Raw genomic sequence first — 18592 nt, 5'->3', positions numbered from 1 at the left:
TCGCGCCGCGGCACGGTTTCGGCGCGCGATCGTTTCGCCTGCGATGTCTTCCAATCGCGAGGCTCCATGACATTACCCCAGATCCTGTCGGTTGCCACGCTCATCGGCATGATGGCGCTGTTCGTCTGGGGCAGGTTCCGGTACGACGTGGTGGCGATCATCGCATTGCTGGTCAGCCTCGCGCTCGGCATCGTCACCCCAGAAAAGGCGTTCACCGGCTTTTCGGACGATCTCGTCATCATCGTCGGTTCGGCATTGGTCATGTCGGCGGCGGTCCAGCGCTCCGGCGTCATCGAAACCGCGCTCGTCTTCGTCTCGCAACGCGTGAAGCGCGTACGCTCGCAGCTCGTCGTGCTCACCGCCTCGGTCGGCTTCGCCTCGGCGCTGGTCAAGAATGTCGGCGCGCTCGCGATGCTGATGCCCGCGGCGTTCCAGATGGCGAAGAAGAACGAGACGAGCCCGTCGGTCTTCCTGATGCCGATGTCGTTCGCCTCGCTGCTCGGCGGCCTGATGACCCTGGTCGGCACCTCGCCCAACATCATCGTCAGCCGCGTCCGCGCCGAAATGATCGGCGAGCCCTTCCACATGTTCGATTACACGCCCGTGGGCCTGGGGCTACTGCTGGTCGGGCTGGTGTTCCTGCGCTTCGGCTACCGCCTGCTGCCGCGGGACCGACGCGGCGCCGCCTCGCTCGGCGAGGCGATCGACACCAAGGGCTATATCACCGAAGCGACGATCACCGAGGAGTCGCCGGCGATCGACGAGACGGTCGCCGATTTCATCGAACGCCACGATCATGAAATCACCGTCACCTCGGTGCTCCGCGCCGGCATGCGCAGCTCGCCATACGACCATACGCTGCTGCGCGAACGCGACACGCTGATCCTCGGCGGCGAGCCCGACGTGCTCGATCAGGTGATCGCCGCCGACAAGCTCGAACTCGCCGGCCACGATCGCGAAATGCCCGAGAACGAGAAAGGCGAGGAAGTCGGCGTCATCGAGGCGGTGCTCAACAGCGACTCGCCGCTGGTCGGCCAAACCGCCGGCAGGCTGCGGCTGCAGGAACGCTATGGCGTCAATCTGATCGCGGTCTCGCGGCGCGGCGAACGGCTGATCAAGAGCCTCGGCAAGACCGTGCTTCAGGGCGGCGATGTCGTGGTGTTGCAGGGCGCGCTCAAGCAACTGCCCGATAAATTGCGCGATCTCGGCTGCCTGCCGCTCGCCCAGCGCCAGATCAAGCTCGGCGCGAGCCGCCGCACCTTGTTGCCGATCGCGATTCTCGCGGTGGCGATGGCGGCGACTGCTACCGGGCTGATCCCCGTGGCGGTGGCGTTTTTCGCGGCCGCGGGGCTGGTCGTCATCACCGGCGCGCTGCCGGTCCGCGAGGCCTATGACAATATCGAATGGCCGATCCTCGTGATGCTCGGCGCGCTGATCCCGGTCAGCGACACGCTGCGCACGACCGGGGCCTCGCAACTGATCGCCGACTGGCTGTCGCATACCGCCGCGACGCTGCCGCCGTGGGGCGCGGTCGCGCTGATCCTGGTCGCGGCGATGGCGGTGACGCCGTTCCTCAACAACGCCGCGACCGTGCTGGTGATGGCGCCGATCGCGGCGGTGTTCGCCAAGGATCTGGGCTATCGTCCCGATGCTTTCCTGATGGCGACCGCGGTTGGCGCCGGGTGCGATTTCCTCACCCCGATCGGGCATCAGTGCAACACGCTGGTATTCGGCCCCGGTGGCTACAAGTTCAGCGACTATGCCCGGCTCGGCGCCCCGCTCTCACTGCTGGTGGTATTGGTCGGCACGCCGCTGATCATGTTCTTCTGGCCGGTGCGATAAGCGTTCATCGCGCAAATCGGGCGCTCGGGCGCAGTGTCGCCGATTGCCCTGCTATCGGCCCGTTCAAGGCCGTACCGATCAGCAGATCTCGCGCCCGTCAAACACAAAGACTTAGCGAATACCAATTGTCGCTTTTGTCCAATGCTTCAAGATTGTATTCCGAAGAGGTAAGTATAATATACTATCTATTGTAAAGCATCCGAAACAAAAGATTCGCTTGATGGACGTTACTTAAAGTTTTATTTCTTTGCGTGGATGAGACGTGGTCCGCAGAAACACGCGTCGTCCGGCAAATCGACCATGGAGCTGTCGGCAAGTCCGCAGAATGCCGCATCGTGCTTTCGAGCATGGCCGATCATTCTCGACGGAAAGGATGGTCATCATGAAAATGTTGGTATCGGCGGCCGTCGCGGCTGCCTCGCTCTCCGTGCCCGCGGTGGCACAGCAGCAACAGGAACGCCCCCCGGTCGTCGTGACAGCGCCCGATGTAAGCAGCGTACCGCATTGGGTGGATCGCGTCTCCCGGCAGATCAGCGCGACCATAGATGTGCCGGCGGCCATACGGCCGGGCGATCTGGCCAGCGGACGCGCGGCGGTGGTGTTTCGCTGCGACGGCGATGGACGGCCTGTCGCAGTGACCCTGGCGCGCCGGAGCGGCTATCCGACGCTCGACCGCATCGCGATGCAGACGATCCGGCGCCTGCCGTCGCTGTCCCCGATGCCGCCAAGCTTTTCGCCGAATCAACGATTCCGCGCCAATATCGTGTTCGCCTATACGCAGGGCGAATATGACGGCCAGATGCGCGCGCTGCGGCGAGAAGCAGCGGCGACGCAGATGGCGGCTTCATCGGCGCCCTCCGATGGGGTGATCGCGCTCAACGCCAGCCCCCTGACGCAATCGACCGCTCACTGAACACGGTGGCGCGCGCCGCGCAGCCACCCGCTGTCTGCGGGCGGGTGGCTGCGTTGGTGCACGGATCAGGCGGCCGCCACGCCGCCGCGTTGAGGCATCGCCAGCGCGTCAGCGAAATCGAGCCCGGTCGGCTGCTGGAACAGCCGTAGCCCGAATTCGCGGAGCACCGCGAGCAGATGATCGAAGATGTCGGCCTGGATCGCTTCGTAATCCGCCCAAGCGGTGGTCGTCGTGAAGCAATAGACTTCGAGCGGCAGTCCGTCCGCGCCGGGATCGAGCTGCCGGACCAATTGCGTCATGCCCTCGGCAATTTTCGGATGCTGGGTGAGATAGGCAGCGACATAGGCGCGAAACACGCCGATATTGGTCATCCGCCGCCGGTCTGGCTCGGCGCGGTCCGCATTCCACGCGGCGATCTCGTCCGCGCGGGCATCGAGATAGGGGCGCAGGATCGAGAATCGCCGCGTGGCGTCGATCTCGTCATCGGACAGGAAGCGGATACTGTTCTGATCGATCATCAGCGCGCGCTTGATGCGGCGCCCGCCCGACTCGGCCATGCCCCGCCAGTTCTGGAAGGAATCGCTGATCAGCTTGTAGGTCGGCACCGTGGTGATCGTTTTGTCGAAATTCTGCACTTTCACCGTGTGCAGCGCGATGTCGACGACATTGCCATCGGCATTGGCGGCCGGCACGGTGATCCAATCGCCGACGCGGATCATGTCGTTCGAGCCGAGCTGAACCGAGGCGACCAGCGACAGGATCGTATCCTTGAACACCAGCAGCAGCACCGCGGCCATCGCGCCGAGCCCCGACAGCAGCAGCAGCGGCGACTGCCCGATCAGGATCGAGATGATCCATACCGCGGCGGCGCAATAGAGGACGATCTTGCCGACCTGAAGATAGCCCTTGATCGGCCGCTGCGCCGCGCCCGGGCGGCGGACATAGGCCTGATCGACGCAATCGAGCACCGCGCTCAGCGTCCGGGCGACGATCAGCACGACCAGCGCGTCGGCGATGGCCCCGATCGTCGCGCGCGCGGCGGCGGAGATATGGGGCACGATCCAGATGCCGTGGCCGATAATCACCGCCGGCACCGCATTGGCGCCGCGCCGCGCGACCTGGATGATCGCCGGCATGCCGTCATCGACGCTGAGATGATCGAGCACGCGATCGATCGAACGCAGCACGACATGCTTGGCGATCCAGTTGCCGAGCGCGGCCAGCGCCAGCAGGCCGGCGAGCCAGGCAAGCGATTCGAGAACGGGTCTGAAGTCGAGGGCGGTCGGGATCAGGTCGGTGATGATGGCCTCCGGGCGGTCTCCGGCGCGGTCGGGCGGCGGTTCACGCGCGCCCGACTAACGCCCCGGCGGCGGCGGGGGCAACCCCGCGATCAGCCGAGCGCGCCGATCACCGACTTGACCTCCATGAACTCGGCCAGACCGTATTTCCCGTACTCGCGGCCATTGCCCGATTGCTTGTAGCCGCCGAACGGCATGCCCGGATCGGGATTGCCGGCGTTGACATAGACCATCCCGGCGCGCAGCCGCGGCACGAACGCCTTCGCCTTCGCCGGATCGCCGGAGACGACGGCCGACAGCCCGTAATTGGTGTCGTTGGCGATGCGGATCGCGTCTTCGTCATCATCGTAGGGAATGATCGTTACGACCGGGCCGAAGATTTCCTCGCGCGCGATCGTCATGTCGTTCGACACGTTCGAAAACAGCGTCGGCCTGACGTAATAGCCCGTCTCCACCCCGTCCGGACGCCCCGGCCCGCCGGCTTCCAGCGACGCGCCTTCCTCCATACCTTTTCGTATGAGGCCTTGCACTTTGTCGAACTGCGCCTTGTTGACCAGCGGGCCGATATGGCGCCCCTCGGCCATCGGATCGCCGGTCTCGGTCGCCTGCATCACCTGTTTGGCGATCGCCACTGCCTGATCGTGCTGGCTCTTGTGCACCAGCATCCGGGTTGGCGCGATGCAGCTCTGCCCCGAATTGATCAGCACGCCCATCAGCCCGGCGGGCACGGCCTGCTCGAGCGGCGCGCCCTCGAGGATGATGTTGGGCGACTTGCCGCCGAGTTCCTGGTGCACGCGCTTGACCGTCGCGGCGGCATTCCTGGCGACCATGATTCCGGCGCGGGTCGAGCCGGTGAAGCTGATCATGTCGATGCCGGGATGCTCGGCGAGCGCGGTGCCGACCCCCGGACCATCACCCTGGACGAGATTGAACACGCCTGCCGGCACGCCCGCCTTGTCGATCACCTCGGCGAAAATCGCCGCCGATCCCGGCGCCTCCTCGGACGGTTTCAGGATCATGGTGTTGCCCGCAGCCAGCGCCGGCGCGACCTTGGCGACGATCTGGTTCATCGGCCAGTTCCACGGCGTGATCAGCGCGACGACACCGATCGGTTCGTGCATCACGCGGTTGGCGCCGATCTGCTCCTCGAATGCGAAATTCTTGAGCGCATCGATCGCCGCCGCCAGATGGCCGATCCCGGTGCCGACCTGCGCCGTCTTCGCCATCGAGATGGGGCAGCCCATTTCCATCGCGATCGCTTCGGCGATATCGCCGGCGCGGTTCTTGTATTCCGCCAGGATCGCTTCCAGCAGCGCGACACGCTGTTCGACCGTCGTGCGCGAGAAATCCTCGAACGCGCGCCGAGCGGCGGCAACCGCCTTGTCGACATCGGCGGCGGTGCCCAGCGTGATCTCGGTACAGGGCTGCTCGGTCGCCGGGTTGATCACCTCGTGGCGGATGCCGCCCTCGCTGGCCACCCACGCGCCGTCGATATAGTGCTTGAGATAGCTCTTCATCCTCGCCTCCGGACTCGTTTTTGAAATTGCGGTATGTACCCGTCGAAGATGGCGCGTGCGGTGATCGGTTGCAAGGCGAAACGCAAGTCGCGGGATCACCCGCCGCAGCGATGCGTTAACGCCGCGACTTCGCCGCAAAATTGACATCTGCCACCGCCACGCAAGGCCGTTTCCAGCAACGATCGAGACGATTCTGCCGATGATCGGACGCCCTTTCCTCTCCGTTTCGCTCGCCGCCATGGTCGCCGCGATGCCGGCCAGCGCCGCGCAAGCGCCGTTCGATCTGCAAGGCCCGGCGGTGCGCGTATCGGTGACGCACGACGGCACTACCTTGCCGATCAGCGAGGTGCCCAATCTCGCGACCGGCGACACGCTGTCGCTCGTGCCGGACCTGCCGAGCAAGCAGGGCGCGCGTTACGTGCTGATCGGGGCTTTCCTGCGCGGCGCGACCAATCCGCCACCGAAGGACTGGTTCTTCGAAGCCAAGACATGGAAGGACAAAAAGAAGGACAACAGCCTGTCGCTCACCGTGCCCGAAGGCGCGCGCCAGTTCGTGCTGTTGCTGATGCCCCAGGACAACGGCGATTTCGACGCCGTGGTATCGGCGGTGCGCAAGCAGCCGGGCACCTTCGTCCGCGCCTCGCAGGAGCTCAACCAGGCCTCGCTCGACCGTGCCCGGCTCGATGCCTTCCTCGGCCATATCCACGATCTCGAGCGCGACGCGCCCGATCGGATCGCCGATGTCTCGCCGGTGTTGACGCGCAGCCTGTCGATCAAGCTCAACGCGGACTGTCTGCAGAAGCCGGTCGAATCGCAGGCGGCGTGCCTGACGCAGGATCGCGAGTCGCTGCTGCTCGCCGACACGCACAGTTCCGAACTCGCCGAGACATTGTCCGGCGCGCCGACCGATCTCGCCTTCCAGATCAGCTCGACCGCCAAGGCCGGCTATGGCTATTACAGCCCCTATATCGGCGTCGTCCGCGATCTCGCGCGCATCTTCGGTGCGTTCCAGACCACCCAGTTGCAATATATCCCGGCGATCACCCGCGAGGCCGGCGACCGTATGAGCCTGTTGCTCAACGCCGCGCCTTCGTTCGGCAAACCGGCGTCGGTGATGGTGATCGGTATGCCGGCGATCGAGCCGGTGCAGCCGCCGCCATTGCGCCGCGCCGGCGATCAGACCGCGTTTTGCGCGCGCGGCGACGATCTGCTGCTGCCGGTCGAGGGGGCGCCGCTGGTCTATGCCACCGGCTATGCCCACGACATGGTGCTGCGCGTGCCCCGAAAGGGGGCGACGAGCGTCGACCTGCCGGCGACGGCCGATCCGGCGAGGGGCGGCTATGTCATTACCGGCAAGGCGATCGAAGCCGCCGGCATCGATGCCGACGCCGAAGCGCGGCTGCACGGCCGATGGGGCTTCGCGCCGTTCGACGGCCCTTCCTTCACGCTGCAAGTGCCGCCGGCGAACGGCTGGAAGCCTGCGGACGATCCCGCCAGCGTGGTGGTCGGCCGCGACAATCAGCTGGTGCTCGCGGGCGGCGCCCCCGCCTGCATCAGCGGCGTATCGCTTGACGATGGCAACGGTCCGCCACGGCAGGCCAAATGGCAAGCGGCGGGCGACGGGCGAATCAGCGTCGCGCTGCCGCTCGACAAGGCCGATCCCGGCCCGATGACGCTGCTGATCGATCAGCGCGGCGGCACGACCGATCGCATCGCGCTGACTGCGCTGGCCCAGGCCGGCCATTTCGACGCGCTGACGCTCCATGCCGGCGATGCCGATGCAATGCTGACCGGCACGCGGCTCGATACCGTCGCCTCGGTGTCGATCGGATCGGCCACGTTCAAGCCGGGCGCGCTCAAGCGCGTCGGCGACAAGGATACGCTCGATCTCGACGCGACGGATATGGCTACGGCGCAGGCGCTTGCCGCCGGCAGCCGCCAAACCGCGACGATCGCGCTGACCGACGGCCGCACTCGCCGCCTGTCGCTGACGGTTTTGCCGCCGCGCCCGCAAATCGAATTGATTCAACGCAGCGTCGCTCATGACGCCGCGGCTGCGGGCTTGCCGATCTCGGTCGGCGGCGACGTCGTCACACCCGGCGATCGGCTGACCTTCTCGCTGCGCGCGACCGGCAACGAGCGGCTCACCGGCGCCGAAAAGGTCGAGCTGGCAACCGCCGATGGTCGCGCCAGCGCGACTATCGATGCAAGCGATGGCTACACGCTGCAGAGCGACACGGTAGCCATCGTTACAATCGATCCGGCCAAGGCACTCGGCCCGGCGGCATTCGGCCCGATCCGGTTCCGCCTATGGATCGACGGTGTCGCAACCGGCTGGACCCCGCTCGCCAGCCTCGTCCGGCTGCCCGCGATCGACGCCGTGTCATGCACCGGCAGCGGACGATGCACGCTGGCCGGCAACCGCCTGTTTCTGATCGATCGCGTCGCCCCGGCCGCCGATATGGCCGGCGCCATGACGATTCCGGACGGCTTCACCGACACCACGCTCACCGTGCCACGGCCGCGCGACGGCAAGCTCTATCTCACCTTGCGCGACGATCCGGCGCTTAAGGCCAGCGTCGCGGTCCGACGATAATCATCGCGCCCGCGCGGCGATGCGGGCGATCGTCGTGAAGGCGTCGTCGGCGAGCACCTGGCCGGCGCTGTCGCTCGCCATCTGTCCGCGCTCGGCGCGGCGCGCGCGATCGATCGCATTGTCGAGCGCGGCCGCAGTCCACAGCCGCAACGCGCGCCTGGTCGACCCCTCTTCCTTGAAAAACACGCGGTGCCGCTTGACCGTCTCGTCGATCGAGCTGCCCGCCTCGACGTCGGCGCGCATCTCGGCGAGCGCCATCAGTCGGCGGACAAGGCCGCGCAGGATGGGAATCGACGATGTGCCCGCGCTTTCAAGCCGGGCAAGCTCGACGCCGAGATCAGCGACGCGGCCGTCGATCGCCGCATCGATCGCCGCGTTCATTCCGGCATCGCCGAGATCGGCGCCGACCGCATCGAGCGCGGCGTCGTCGAGTTCGGCGGGGCGATCGGGCGCGGAATCGAGATAGAGCGCGAGCTTCTCGATCTCTCGCGCCATGATCGCGCGATCGCCGCCGGACGCTTCGGCGATACGCCGGGCAACGCCGGCGGCCGGGCGCAACCCGTGCTCGCGCGCGATTCCCACCGCGATCCGCTCGGCATCGGCGCCGTCTGGAACATAGCAGGCAAGCGCCATCGCACGCGGCGATCCTTGCGCCAGCTTGACGATCTTCGCGCTCGTCTTGACCGACGGGGCGATCGCCACCACCGGATTGCCGGCGGTTTCGGTTTCAAGCAGCGTGGTCAGCGCCGCCAAACTCTCCTCGCCGACGCCGGCTATGCGGATATAACGCCTGCCGCCGAACAGTGAGATCGACGCGGCCTCGTCGGCAAGCCGAGCGGGATCGCCGCGCAAGGCCGCGCCGTCGAGATCGACACGTTCTGCGTCGGGGCCCATCGCACGAGCAAGACGCATCGCGAGATCGGCGGCGCCGGCCTCATCGGGGCCGTGGAGCAGATAGAGGCGGATGTCGGGATTGACGGCGTCGAGCGCGGCGCGGACCTGGTTGAGGTTCGCCTTCACGGCTGCGGCGCACGATGCGCGTAAAGCGCCAGCCTGGCGACGATCTGGTCGGCGACGATGCCCGACAGATTCTCGAGCGCGGTGTTTTCGGCCGCGATCGTGGCATATTCGGAGCCGACTACGTCGATGCCCGCATCCGAACCGGCGGTATCGTCCAGCAGCACGGTGCCTTTCGACAGGTCGACCAGCTGGAAGCGCGCGCGCAACGTCCGGCGTTCGCGCGTCGTCACGTCCTGGCGATTGACGCCGAGCCCGCTGATCTCGTCGTCAAGCTTGACGTCGAGGCGGTAGCGCGGCTGGACACTGCCCATCGCCGACAATTTGTCGCGCAGGGCATTGCCGACCAGCCAGCCGGCCTTGCCCTCGATCGGCGCGACCTCGACACCCGCGAGCGTCTGCGCGACCGGCCCCCTGGTCCCGCCGGCATACATCGGGTGCAGCCCGCAGCCGGCGAGCAGCAGCGCCAGCGGCGCGAGGGCCGCAAGCTGCCTCATGCGACGAGGTTGACCAGCCGGTCGGGCACGACGATCACCTTCTTCGGCGCCTTGCCGTCGAGCAGGCGGACGACCTTGTCGCTGGCCAGCGCGGCGGCCTCGGTCGCGGCGCGATCGGTGCCCTTGGGCAGCGTCAGCGTATCACGCAGCTTGCCGTTGACCTGGATCGCGATCGTCACCTCGTCCTCGACGAGCAACGCGGGATCGACCGCGGGCCAGGGCGCATTGGCGACGAGGCCGTCGTGGCCGGCGGCGGCCCAGGCTTCCTCGGCGACGTGCGGCACCATCGGGGAGACGAGGCGCATCAGCGCCCGCGTCGCGTTGGTGCGCGACGCGGACGGCGCCGCCTTCTCGATCGCCGCGACGAGTTCGTAAAGCTTGGCGACCGCCTTGTTGAACGACAGCGCCTCGATATCCTCGGCGACGCCGGCGATCGTCTGGTGGAGCTTGCGGTCGAGTGCCTTGTCCTCGCCCTCGGCGTCTTCGAGGCCGTCGAACAACCGCCACAACCGCTGGACGAAGCGCCACGATCCCTCGATCCCCGCCTCGCTCCACGGCAGGTCGCGCTCGGGCGGCGAGTCAGACAGCATGAACCAGCGCACCGCGTCGGCACCATATTGATCGACGATCGGTTCGGGATCGACGGTGTTCTTCTTCGATTTCGACATCTTCTCGACGCGGCCGATTTCGACCGGCTGACCCGTCGCGATCTCGACGCCGTTCTCGACCTCCGCCGGGCCGAGCCAACGGCCATCGGCGGCCTTGTACGTCTCGTGGGTCACCATGCCCTGGGTGAACAGGCCGGCAAACGGCTCGTCGATGTCGAGCATGCCGATGTGCTTGAGCGCTCTGGTCCAGAAGCGGGCGTAGAGCAGGTGCAGGATCGCATGTTCGACGCCGCCGATATACTGGCCGACCGGCAGCCATTTCTCGGCGGCTTCGCGATCGAACGGCTTGTCGTCGGGCTGGCTGGCGAAGCGTATGAAATACCAGGACGAATCGACGAAGGTGTCGAGCGTGTCGGTCTCGCGCCGGGCGGGCTTGCCGCAGCTCGGGCAATCGACATGCTTCCACGTCGGATGGCGATCGAGCGGGTTACCCGGAACATCGAAGGTAACATCGTGCGGCAGTTCGACCGGAAGCTCGCTTTTGGGCACCGGCACCGGCCCGCAGGCGTCGCAATGAACGATCGGGATCGGCGTGCCCCAGTAGCGCTGGCGGCTGACGCCCCAATCGCGCAGGCGATAGACGGTCGAGCCATGGCCCCAGCCTTCGGCCTCGGCGCGGGCGATCACCGCGCGCTTGGCTTCCTCGACCGGCATCCCGTCGAGGAACGCGGAATTCACCAGCGCGCCGGACCCGGTATAGGCCTCGTCGCCGTCGAACACCGGATCGGTCTTGTCGCCCTCGGCGACGACGCGGCGGACATCGAGGCCGTATTTGCGCGCGAAATCGAGATCGCGCTGGTCGTGCGCGGGGACGCCCATCACCGCCCCCGAGCCATAATCCATCAGCACGAAATTGGCGATGTAGACGGGCAGCTCGATCGAGGCATCGAGCGGGTGGATCGCCTTCAGCCCGGTGTCGTAGCCGAGCTTTTCCTGCGTCTCGATCTCGGCGGCCGTGGTGCCGCCCTGCTTGCAGCGCTCGATGAACGCCAGCGCCTCGACATTATCCGCCGCATGAGCCTGCGCGATCGGGTGATCGGCGGCGACCGCGACGAAGCTGGCGCCGAAGATCGTGTCGGGCCGTGTCGAGAACACCTCGATCTCGTCGCTGCCATTGGTCAGCGCGAACCGGAAAGTGAGGCCGGAGCTCTTGCCGATCCAGTTTTCCTGCATCAGCTTGACCTTGTCGGGCCAGTGATCGAGGCTCTTCAAGCCCTCCAGCAGCTCATCGGCGAACTGGGTGATCTTGAGGAACCATTGGCTGAGCTTGCGCTTCTCGACCAGCGCGCCCGAGCGCCAGCCGCGGCCGTCGATCACCTGCTCATTGGCCAGCACGGTCATGTCGACCGGGTCCCAATTGACCGCCGATTCCTTGCGATAGACCAGGCCCGCCGCGTAAAGATCGAGGAACAATGCCTGTTCGTGCCCGTAATAATCGGGTTCGCAGGTCGCCAGCTCGCGGGTCCAATCGAGCGCGAAGCCGAGGCGCTTCAATTGCGCCTTCATCGTCGCGATGTTGTCGCGGGTCCAGCCGCCCGGCGCGACGCCCTTTTCCATCGCCGCGTTCTCGGCGGGCATGCCGAACGCGTCCCAGCCCATCGGATGCAGCACCTCGTGCCCGGTCATCCTTTTGTAGCGCGCGAGCACGTCGCCCATCGTGTAGTTGCGGACATGCCCCATGTGGATGCGCCCCGAGGGGTAGGGGAACATCTCAAGCACATAGGCGCGGGGCAGGCTCGAATCGTTACGCGCGGCGAAGGTGCGGTTTTCCTCCCACACCTTCTGCCAGGCCGCGTCGGCTTTCAGCGCGTTGAAGCGCGACGCCATATGGCTACTCCGTTTCCGTTATTTGGCGGCGATCGACTGCCGCCGCAGATCGCGGGCGCGCGACAGGATGATGTCCTCGAGCTTCTGCACCGTCGCTGCCTGGACCGGGGCATCGACCCATTGGCCGTTCTGGCGAATCTGCCGCGAAGCGGCGACACGCAGCGCATCGGCGCGCAGATCCTGATCGAGGATCGTGACGGTGAGCTTCATCCGCTCGGCCGGCGCGTTCGGATTGACGTACCAATCGCTGACGATCACCCCGCCCGCGGAATCGGCCTGCACCAGCGGCATGAACGACAAGGTATCGAGGCTCGCCCGCCACAGGTAGGAATTGACGCCGATCTGGGTGATTTTCGACGCGGCCATATCCGCGCTGGGGCGGTGATGGCCGGCGCAGGCGGCGATCGGCAGAGCAAGCGAAACCATGATCGCGGTGCGCAACGGGCGGTTCATTGGCTATTCCCTGGAAGGTCAGCAAGAGTGCAAGGGCTTCTATAGATAGTCGGGGGGGGACCGCAAGCACGCTTCGGCTGTGGGTATCGCGCAACACCCGGTGTCAAATCGACTCTGACAGGTGGAAAAATGCGGCAGAATCATGATATCCGCAAAGCAAGGAGCGGAAAGCGAATCGATGAAGCGCTTTGGGGTCATAGCTGGTGGAGCAACGGGGGCGCTTGTCGCCGCCGCCATGGCCGTGTCTCCGGCACTCGGCTTTTCCGGCTTTCAGCATGATTCCAAAGCGCCGCGACCGGCCACGTTCGGGCTCGATGGCGGGATCGGGTCCTTCACGCCTGCCGCGGCCGATCCGCGGCTCGCCGCGGCGCTGGCGGCAAGCGGCCTCGATACGACGAGTGGTTTCCGCTTCACGCCATCCGAATCGCATGACGGGGATCGCCACGACGTCACCGTCGCGGTGCGCGCACGCTCGACCCAGACCGCGAGCAACGACACCCGGAACCTGACCGATAATGATCGGCAGCTCGGCATCCAGCCGATCGCCTATGATCTTGGCGTATCGGTGGGATGGAAGCGGTTCGCGGTATCGGGCGACATGACGCGGGTCGATCTCGGCGCGATGCCGGGCAGCCGCGAGACCAAGGGCGTCAGCTTGAGCTATACCGGCCGCCGCGCCTCGGCGCGCGTCAAGGTCGGCACCGACGAGCCGATCGGCAACGCGCCGGCGCTGGTGCAGGAAGCCCCCACCCAGATGATCGATGTCGGCGGCTCCTATTCGCTGACTCGCCGCCTCGATGTGACCGCCGGCGTCCGCTACAAGAGCGAGGAAGCGCGCGATCGGCTGCAGCGGCTCGACGACAACCGCCACGACAGCCAGGCGGTCTATATCGGCACCTCGTTCCGCTTCTGATCCCGCGCGGGCGGGATCGAAGTTCCGCGCCTATGGATGACCACCTTTAGCGCGTTTCGTGATTCATCGCGCTTCGTCACCGTCGGCTGCTGCGGCTGCGTTGCTCCATGGATGCTGAAACGAGTTCAGCATGACGGCGCTTTTCAGCCTAACGACAGATTCAGAAGTCGGGATCAGTCCGGCTGAATCGGTTCAACTCCAGGCGTCGATCGCCGCCCACCCCCAGAAACCGCAGCGCATCGCGATCCTGCCCCGCGCGGGCGTGACGCCACCGAGCACGATGGCGCGCACCGAAAGACCAGCGACGATCCGCCGCGCCGCAGCCAGCCCGAGCGGCGCCGCCCCGGGATGGGAGCGCGTTGCGTAAACCGGCGAGACGAACAGCAGGTCGGCGCCCGCCCGTGCGCCACGCACCGCTTCGCCGCGATCGTGCGCCGGCCATGTTACGAGCCCCCGCCCCCGGCACGCATGCGTGCCCGCTTCGCCGCCACCGAGTGGCACGGCCCCGGCGCGGACCAGCACCAGCCCGCGCTGCCGCGCGATCCGTGCGACCCGGCCGAACAATCGCCGGCGCTCGGCCGGCGGTGTCGCGTAGTGACGGAAGACGATCCCGCTACCGCGCGGCAGCCGCCGCAGCGCGTGCCACAGGCCGTCGCCCATCCGCTCATCGGTCATCAGCCAGGTTTTCGGCAGTCGGGCGGGGTGGCGGCGGGTCACGCGGCTCCCTATAGCAGCGCGCATGATCGCCGACGACAGTTCGACACGGCTCGCCGCCGTCCAGGATCGCATCGCCCGGGCCGCGCGCCTTGCCGGGCGGCAACCGGACACGGTGACGCTGATCGCCATATCCAAGACCCACCCCACCGCCGCAATCCGCCCGCTGATTGCCGCCGGGCAGCGCGCGTTCGGCGAGAATCGCGTGCAGGAGGCCGAAGCGAAATGGCCCGCGCTGCGCGAGGAAACGCCCGGCATCGCGCTTCACCTCGTCGGCCAGTTGCAATCGAACAAGGCCGAGGCCGCGGTCGGCCTGTTCGACGCGATCCACTCGGTCGACCGCCCGTCGCTGATCGCCGCGCTGGCCAAGGCGATCGACAAGACCGGACGGCGGCCCGATTGTTTCGTCCAGGTCAATATCGGCGACGAGCCGCAGAAGGGCGGCGTGGCGATCGGCGATCTGCCGGCGTTGCTCGCCGAAGCGCGCACGGCGGCGCTGCCGATCGTCGGACTGATGGCGGTGCCGCCCGCCGACATCGAGGCGGCGCCGTATTTCGCCCTGCTCGCCAAGCTGGCGCGCGAGGAAGGGATCGATCGCCTCAGCATGGGCATGTCGGCTGATTACGAGACCGCGGTGACGCTCGGCGCCACCCACGTCCGCGTCGGCTCCGCGCTGTTCGGAAGCCGGGCATGATGGCTGCGGCACTACGCTGCGATGCGCTGATCTTCGATTTCGACGGCGTGCTGCTGGAAAGCGAATATGCCGGCAACGCCCAGATCGCCGATTACCTGACCCGGATCGGCCATCCCACCAGCCCCGCCGACTCGATGGCGCGATTCATGGGGCTGGCCGGCGGCGACTTCATCGCCGCGCTGGAAAGCTATATCGGCCGCCCGCTGCCGCAGGATTTCCACGCGATTCGCGCAGAGGAAGACGCGCGCGTGCTCGCCGAGGGCCTTGATCCCGTCGCCGGGGCGATCGCCTTCGTCCAGAGCCTGCCGGAAACGCTGCCGCGCGCGATCGCCTCGTCGAGCTCGACGCACTGGATCACCACGCACCTGCGCCATCTGGGAATTGCCGACGCATTCGGCGACCGGATCTTTTCCGGCCGCGAACATGTCTCGCGCGGCAAGCCCGAGCCCGACGTCTATCTCCATGCCGCAGCGGCCCTGGGGATACCGATCGAGCGCTGCGCGATTCTCGAGGATTCGCCGGTCGGCGCGACCGGCGCGGTCGCGTCGGGCGGCTTCGTCATCGGCCTGGCGGCGGGGCGGCATTGCCCGCCGGATCACGAGCGAACGCTGCGCGAGATCGGCGTGAATGTGGTCGCGCACAATTTCGCCGACGTCGCTGCGATCCTTACCGAAACCAGTGGCGCTGCATGAAATAGATCGTGATCGCCGCCGCGAGCACCGCGCACACGCCCATCACGCCATCGAACGCCCAGGGCTGATCGGCATAGGGAATTCCCTTGACGTTCATGCCGAGCAGGCCGGTGATGAAGGTCAGCGGCAGGAACACCATCGCCACCACCGCGATCACCAGCGAACGCTGATCGATCTGTTCGGATCTGAGGTCGGTGAGCGCTTCGTGGGTCAACGCCGCGCGCTCGCGGATCGCTTCGAGCTCCTCGGCCATGCGTGCGGCGCGATCCGCGGCGCTGGCGAGATGGAGCCGGTCATCATCCTCGAGCCAATCGCACGGCAGCGCGGCGAGCTTTTCGAGCGCGGCGCGCTGCGGCGTCAGGAAGCGGCGATACTGGATCGCGATCACCCGGACGCGCGTGACCTTGCGACGCAGCTGGAAGACGCGATCGGCATCGAGATCGGCCTCGCAATCGTCGAGATCGTCGCCAAGATCGGCGACATCGGGATCGAGCTCCTCGGTGATCGCCGTGGCGAATTCGGTGATCAGGTCGCCCGGGTCGTCCGCCGCGGCGGATTCGACCGCGCCGATCACCTGTTCGAGCGCGGTGAGGCGCCGGCGCGTCACCGAGATCACTCGCCCCGCCGTCGCCCAGATGCGGACCGAGCCGAGCGCGTCGTCATCCTCGTCATCCTCGGCGATGCGGCCGCGCAGATTGAGGAAGGCGCCATCGCCCAGCGCATCGCAGCGCGGGCGCGTTTCGGTCGCTGTCAGCGCATCGACGAGATAATCGTCGAGGCCGGCTTCCTCGGCCAGCCATTTCTGCGCTTCGGCATTATTGGTGGCGAGGTGGATCCAGATCAGGCCACCGGACGTCTGCAACGCCCGTTCGGCGGGCAGGCGCTCCGCTTTGCCGCCGATGACATGGTAGGCGAAATGGCTCATCCCGGCATCTCCAGATCGATCGACAGCCCCGGCCCCGGATCGTCGGGCGGCGCGGCGCAGGGAAACCGCTCGGCATCGCCCCGCGCGCGGTCGAGGATTGCCGCCGGCACGGCGGGGCGATGGAAGACCCGGTCGGCGCGCCCGAGCAAGCGGGCCTCGCGCAAGGTGAGATCGTCGGGATCGGGCGTCCGCAAGCGGATAGCGACAAGTTCCGCGATGTCCGACGCGTGATCCTGCAACCAGATGTCGAGCGCCTCGGGCTGGGCGGTGAGCGGATCGAGCGGCCCGCCCGCCGCCAGCGCCGCCCCGAGCGCGCGGCGACGGGCGTCGCCATCGGGATAGCGCGCACGAATCGCCGCCCGTACCTGGCCGAGCCGGGCCGCCAGCGCGCCGAGGCCGGCGGGCAGAAGCGCCTCGAGCCGCTGGCGCAGCGCCGCCGCAAGCCCGGCCGAAGCGCCGCCGGTGCCGATCGCGACGATCACCGGGGCGCGGTCGACGATCGCGGGCAAAGTGAAATCGCACAACGCCGGGCGATCGACCGCATTGACGAGGATGCGCCGCGCCTTGAGCCGGGCGACCGCCGCGGCCGCCGGCGCTTCTTCTTCGATGGCGACGATCGCGAGCGCCGCATCGGCTTCTTCGCCCACGATCCGGGCACCGGCGCGTTCGAGCAGGCGCCGCTTGGCCGCCGCCGCGGCGCCATCGCCGAGCAGGATCACCGGCCGGCCCGCCACCGCAAAGAACAGCGGCAGGCTGGGCAATGTCACCGCGCCAGCCACTCGGGCACGCGCTCGGCGGCGAGGATCGTCGCCGGCTCGATACGATCGGCGACGACGGCATAGCGATCGCCGTCGACCAGCACTTCGGGAACGAGGCCGCGGCTGTTGTAGGTCGAGGCCATCGTCGCGCCATAGGCGCCGGCGGTGCGGAACACCGCGAGGTCGCCCGAGCGCACGGCATCGATTTCGCGATTCATCGCGAAGGTGTCGCCGGTTTCGCAGACGGGGCCGGCGATGTTCGCCATCATCGTCTCGCCGGTAGGACGGACCGCAGCGAAATCGTGCCACGCGTCGTAAAGCGCGGGCCGGGCGAGATCGTTCATCGCGGCATCGACGATGACATAGGGATTGAGCACGCCGGGCTTGACCCAGATCACGCGCGTCATCAGCACGCCGGCATTGCCGGCGATGACGCGGCCAGGCTCGAACATCAGTTCAACGTCCCAATCGGCGGTAACGCGCGCGACCATGGCGCCGTAATCGGCCGGGCTCGGCAACACGTCGCCGGCGCGATACGGCACGCCGAGCCCGCCGCCGAGATCGACGCGCGTGATGGCATGGCCGGCGGCGCGCAGTTCCTCGACCAGCGCGCCGATCCGGCGATAGGCAGCCTCGAGCGGAGCGAGATCGGCGAGCTGGCTGCCGATATGGATCGCCACGCCCTCGAGCGACAGGCCGGGCAGGCCGGCAAGCGCATCGAACATGCTGCGCGCCTCGCTGATCGGCACGCCGAACTTGTTTTCCTTGCGCCCGGTCGAGATCTTGGCGTGGGTGCCGGCGTCGACATCGGGATTGACGCGCAGCACGGCGTGCGCCGTCATGCCCTTGGACGCGGCGATCTCGGCGAGGACATGACCTTCCTCCTCGAGCTCCAAGTTGATCTGGCCGATCCCAGCATCGAGCGCGGCGGCGAGTTCCTCGCGCGTCTTGCCGACACCGGAAAAGACGATGTCTCCCGCCTTCATGCCAGCCGCCAGCGCGCGGCGCATCTCGCCGGCGGAAACGACATCGGCGCCATAGCCTTCGTCGGCCAGCACGCGCAGCACGGCGAGGTTCGGATTGGCCTTGATGGCATAAGCGATATGCTTGCGCGGCACGCCGGCCAGGCCCTCGCGGAATACGCGCGCATGGCGGCGCAGCGTCGCGGTGGAATAGACATAGACCGGCGTCCCCACCGCTTCGGCAATGACCGGAAGGGGCACTTGCTCGGCGTGCATCACGCCCTGGATGATCTGAAAATGGTCCAT

The 18592-nt window shown here is 67.2% G+C and carries 16 protein-coding genes; 6 read left to right on the top strand and 10 right to left on the bottom strand.

Features of this window, described 5'->3' with window-relative positions; translation table 11 throughout:
• Nucleotides 1-66: 66 nt before the first annotated feature.
• Together K7G81_RS13540 and K7G81_RS13535 are read left to right on the top strand one after the other, a co-directional pair.
• Nucleotides 67-1842 carry an SLC13 family permease gene (locus tag K7G81_RS13540; RefSeq protein WP_223031329.1) on the top strand — a complete coding sequence of 592 codons (1776 nt, stop codon included), beginning with the start codon at nucleotides 67-69 and terminating at the stop codon, nucleotides 1840-1842.
• 382 nt (nucleotides 1843-2224) lie between these two features.
• Nucleotides 2225-2755 carry an energy transducer TonB family protein gene (locus K7G81_RS13535; RefSeq protein WP_223031328.1) on the top strand — a complete coding sequence of 177 codons (531 nt, stop codon included), beginning with the start codon at nucleotides 2225-2227 and terminating at the stop codon, nucleotides 2753-2755.
• A gap of 65 nt (nucleotides 2756-2820) precedes the next feature.
• On the opposite strand, the gene K7G81_RS13530 is transcribed toward K7G81_RS13535, so the two are convergent.
• On the bottom strand, nucleotides 2821-3942 hold the full coding sequence (locus K7G81_RS13530) for a mechanosensitive ion channel family protein (protein WP_369412111.1): 1122 nt from the start codon (nucleotides 3940-3942) through the stop codon (nucleotides 2821-2823).
• A 203-nt stretch (nucleotides 3943-4145) separates the two neighbouring features.
• Entirely contained in the window at nucleotides 4146-5570 is a 1425-nt protein-coding gene (locus tag K7G81_RS13525) for an aldehyde dehydrogenase family protein (protein WP_223031327.1), read from the bottom strand.
• 199 nt (nucleotides 5571-5769) lie between these two features.
• On the opposite strand from K7G81_RS13525, the gene K7G81_RS13520 reads away from it, so the two are divergent.
• A complete protein-coding gene (locus K7G81_RS13520; protein ID WP_223031326.1) occupies nucleotides 5770-8166 on the top strand; it encodes a hypothetical protein in 2397 nt (798 codons plus the stop codon).
• Here K7G81_RS13520 and holA read toward each other — a convergent pair whose 3' ends face one another.
• The 4 genes from holA to K7G81_RS13500 are packed head-to-tail and all read right to left on the bottom strand — an operon-like array spanning nucleotide 8167 to nucleotide 12628.
• Complete coding sequence (gene holA, locus K7G81_RS13515; RefSeq protein WP_223031325.1) at nucleotides 8167-9186, bottom strand: DNA polymerase III subunit delta; 1020 nt, start codon at nucleotides 9184-9186, stop codon at nucleotides 8167-8169.
• The gene (lptE, locus tag K7G81_RS13510) at nucleotides 9183-9680 is read right to left on the bottom strand and encodes an LPS assembly lipoprotein LptE (RefSeq protein ID WP_223031324.1); all 498 of its coding nucleotides are present in this window, start codon (nucleotides 9678-9680) and stop codon (nucleotides 9183-9185) included. Before lptE ends, holA begins: the two co-directional genes overlap by 4 nt.
• On the bottom strand, nucleotides 9677-12175 hold the full coding sequence (leuS, locus tag K7G81_RS13505) for a leucine--tRNA ligase (protein ID WP_223031323.1): 2499 nt from the start codon (nucleotides 12173-12175) through the stop codon (nucleotides 9677-9679). Before leuS ends, lptE begins: the two co-directional genes overlap by 4 nt.
• Nucleotides 12176-12193: 18 nt before the next feature.
• Nucleotides 12194-12628 (bottom strand): DUF3576 domain-containing protein, encoded by a 435-nt coding sequence (locus tag K7G81_RS13500; RefSeq protein ID WP_223031322.1) that lies wholly within the window; start codon nucleotides 12626-12628, stop codon nucleotides 12194-12196.
• A 178-nt stretch (nucleotides 12629-12806) separates the two neighbouring features.
• Between K7G81_RS13500 and K7G81_RS13495 the strand changes: the two genes are divergently transcribed.
• Complete coding sequence (locus K7G81_RS13495; RefSeq protein ID WP_223031321.1) at nucleotides 12807-13541, top strand: porin; 735 nt, start codon at nucleotides 12807-12809, stop codon at nucleotides 13539-13541.
• A gap of 192 nt (nucleotides 13542-13733) precedes the next feature.
• Here K7G81_RS13495 and K7G81_RS13490 read toward each other — a convergent pair whose 3' ends face one another.
• The gene (locus K7G81_RS13490; RefSeq protein ID WP_369412110.1) at nucleotides 13734-14258 is read right to left on the bottom strand and encodes a thiamine phosphate synthase; all 525 of its coding nucleotides are present in this window, start codon (nucleotides 14256-14258) and stop codon (nucleotides 13734-13736) included.
• Nucleotides 14259-14280: 22 nt separating this feature from the next.
• Between K7G81_RS13490 and K7G81_RS13485 the strand changes: the two genes are divergently transcribed.
• Together K7G81_RS13485 and K7G81_RS13480 are read left to right on the top strand one after the other, a co-directional pair.
• Nucleotides 14281-14949, top strand: a complete 669-nt coding sequence (locus tag K7G81_RS13485; RefSeq protein WP_223031319.1) for a YggS family pyridoxal phosphate-dependent enzyme — start codon at nucleotides 14281-14283, stop codon at nucleotides 14947-14949.
• Nucleotides 14946-15641, top strand: coding sequence for an HAD family hydrolase (locus K7G81_RS13480; RefSeq protein ID WP_255587027.1), 696 nt, complete (start codon nucleotides 14946-14948; stop codon nucleotides 15639-15641). Before K7G81_RS13485 ends, K7G81_RS13480 begins: the two co-directional genes overlap by 4 nt.
• On the opposite strand, the gene K7G81_RS13475 is transcribed toward K7G81_RS13480, so the two are convergent.
• From K7G81_RS13475 to lysA, 3 genes are read right to left on the bottom strand one after another with little or no spacing between them, the layout of a single operon-like run.
• Nucleotides 15616-16566: a zinc transporter ZntB gene (locus tag K7G81_RS13475; RefSeq protein ID WP_223031318.1), complete on the bottom strand. Its 951-nt coding sequence runs from the start codon at nucleotides 16564-16566 to the stop codon at nucleotides 15616-15618. The two genes, K7G81_RS13480 and K7G81_RS13475, sit on opposite strands and share 26 nt — an antisense overlap.
• The gene (locus tag K7G81_RS13470; RefSeq protein WP_223031317.1) at nucleotides 16563-17333 is read right to left on the bottom strand and encodes an NAD(P)-dependent oxidoreductase; all 771 of its coding nucleotides are present in this window, start codon (nucleotides 17331-17333) and stop codon (nucleotides 16563-16565) included. The genes K7G81_RS13475 and K7G81_RS13470 overlap by 4 nt, the downstream gene beginning before the upstream one ends.
• The gene (lysA, locus tag K7G81_RS13465) at nucleotides 17330-18592 is read right to left on the bottom strand and encodes a diaminopimelate decarboxylase (protein WP_223031316.1); all 1263 of its coding nucleotides are present in this window, start codon (nucleotides 18590-18592) and stop codon (nucleotides 17330-17332) included. The genes K7G81_RS13470 and lysA overlap by 4 nt, the downstream gene beginning before the upstream one ends.

Origin of the sequence: Hephaestia mangrovi (assembly GCF_019880555.1) — a bacterium.
Taxonomy (GTDB): Bacteria; Pseudomonadota; Alphaproteobacteria; order Sphingomonadales; family Sphingomonadaceae; genus Sphingomonas; species Sphingomonas mangrovi.
This window is presented reverse-complemented; position numbering and strand designations above follow the sequence as displayed.

Coding starts and splice junctions, on each gene's coding strand:
- K7G81_RS13500 (WP_223031322.1), bottom strand. CDS start 12,628: ATGAACCGCCCGTTGCGCACCGCGATCATGGTTTCGCTTGCTCTGCCG.
- K7G81_RS13495 (WP_223031321.1), top strand. CDS start 12,807: ATGAAGCGCTTTGGGGTCATAGCTGGTGGAGCAACGGGGGCGCTTGTC.
- K7G81_RS13480 (WP_255587027.1), top strand. CDS start 14,946: ATGATGGCTGCGGCACTACGCTGCGATGCGCTGATCTTCGATTTCGAC.
- lysA (WP_223031316.1), bottom strand. CDS start 18,592: ATGGACCATTTTCAGATCATCCAGGGCGTGATGCACGCCGAGCAAGTG.
- K7G81_RS13475 (WP_223031318.1), bottom strand. CDS start 16,566: ATGAGCCATTTCGCCTACCATGTCATCGGCGGCAAAGCGGAGCGCCTG.
- leuS (WP_223031323.1), bottom strand. CDS start 12,175: ATGGCGTCGCGCTTCAACGCGCTGAAAGCCGACGCGGCCTGGCAGAAG.
- K7G81_RS13535 (WP_223031328.1), top strand. CDS start 2,225: ATGAAAATGTTGGTATCGGCGGCCGTCGCGGCTGCCTCGCTCTCCGTG.
- K7G81_RS13540 (WP_223031329.1), top strand. CDS start 67: ATGACATTACCCCAGATCCTGTCGGTTGCCACGCTCATCGGCATGATG.
- K7G81_RS13485 (WP_223031319.1), top strand. CDS start 14,281: ATGATCGCCGACGACAGTTCGACACGGCTCGCCGCCGTCCAGGATCGC.
- lptE (WP_223031324.1), bottom strand. CDS start 9,680: ATGAGGCAGCTTGCGGCCCTCGCGCCGCTGGCGCTGCTGCTCGCCGGC.
- K7G81_RS13525 (WP_223031327.1), bottom strand. CDS start 5,570: ATGAAGAGCTATCTCAAGCACTATATCGACGGCGCGTGGGTGGCCAGC.
- K7G81_RS13520 (WP_223031326.1), top strand. CDS start 5,770: ATGATCGGACGCCCTTTCCTCTCCGTTTCGCTCGCCGCCATGGTCGCC.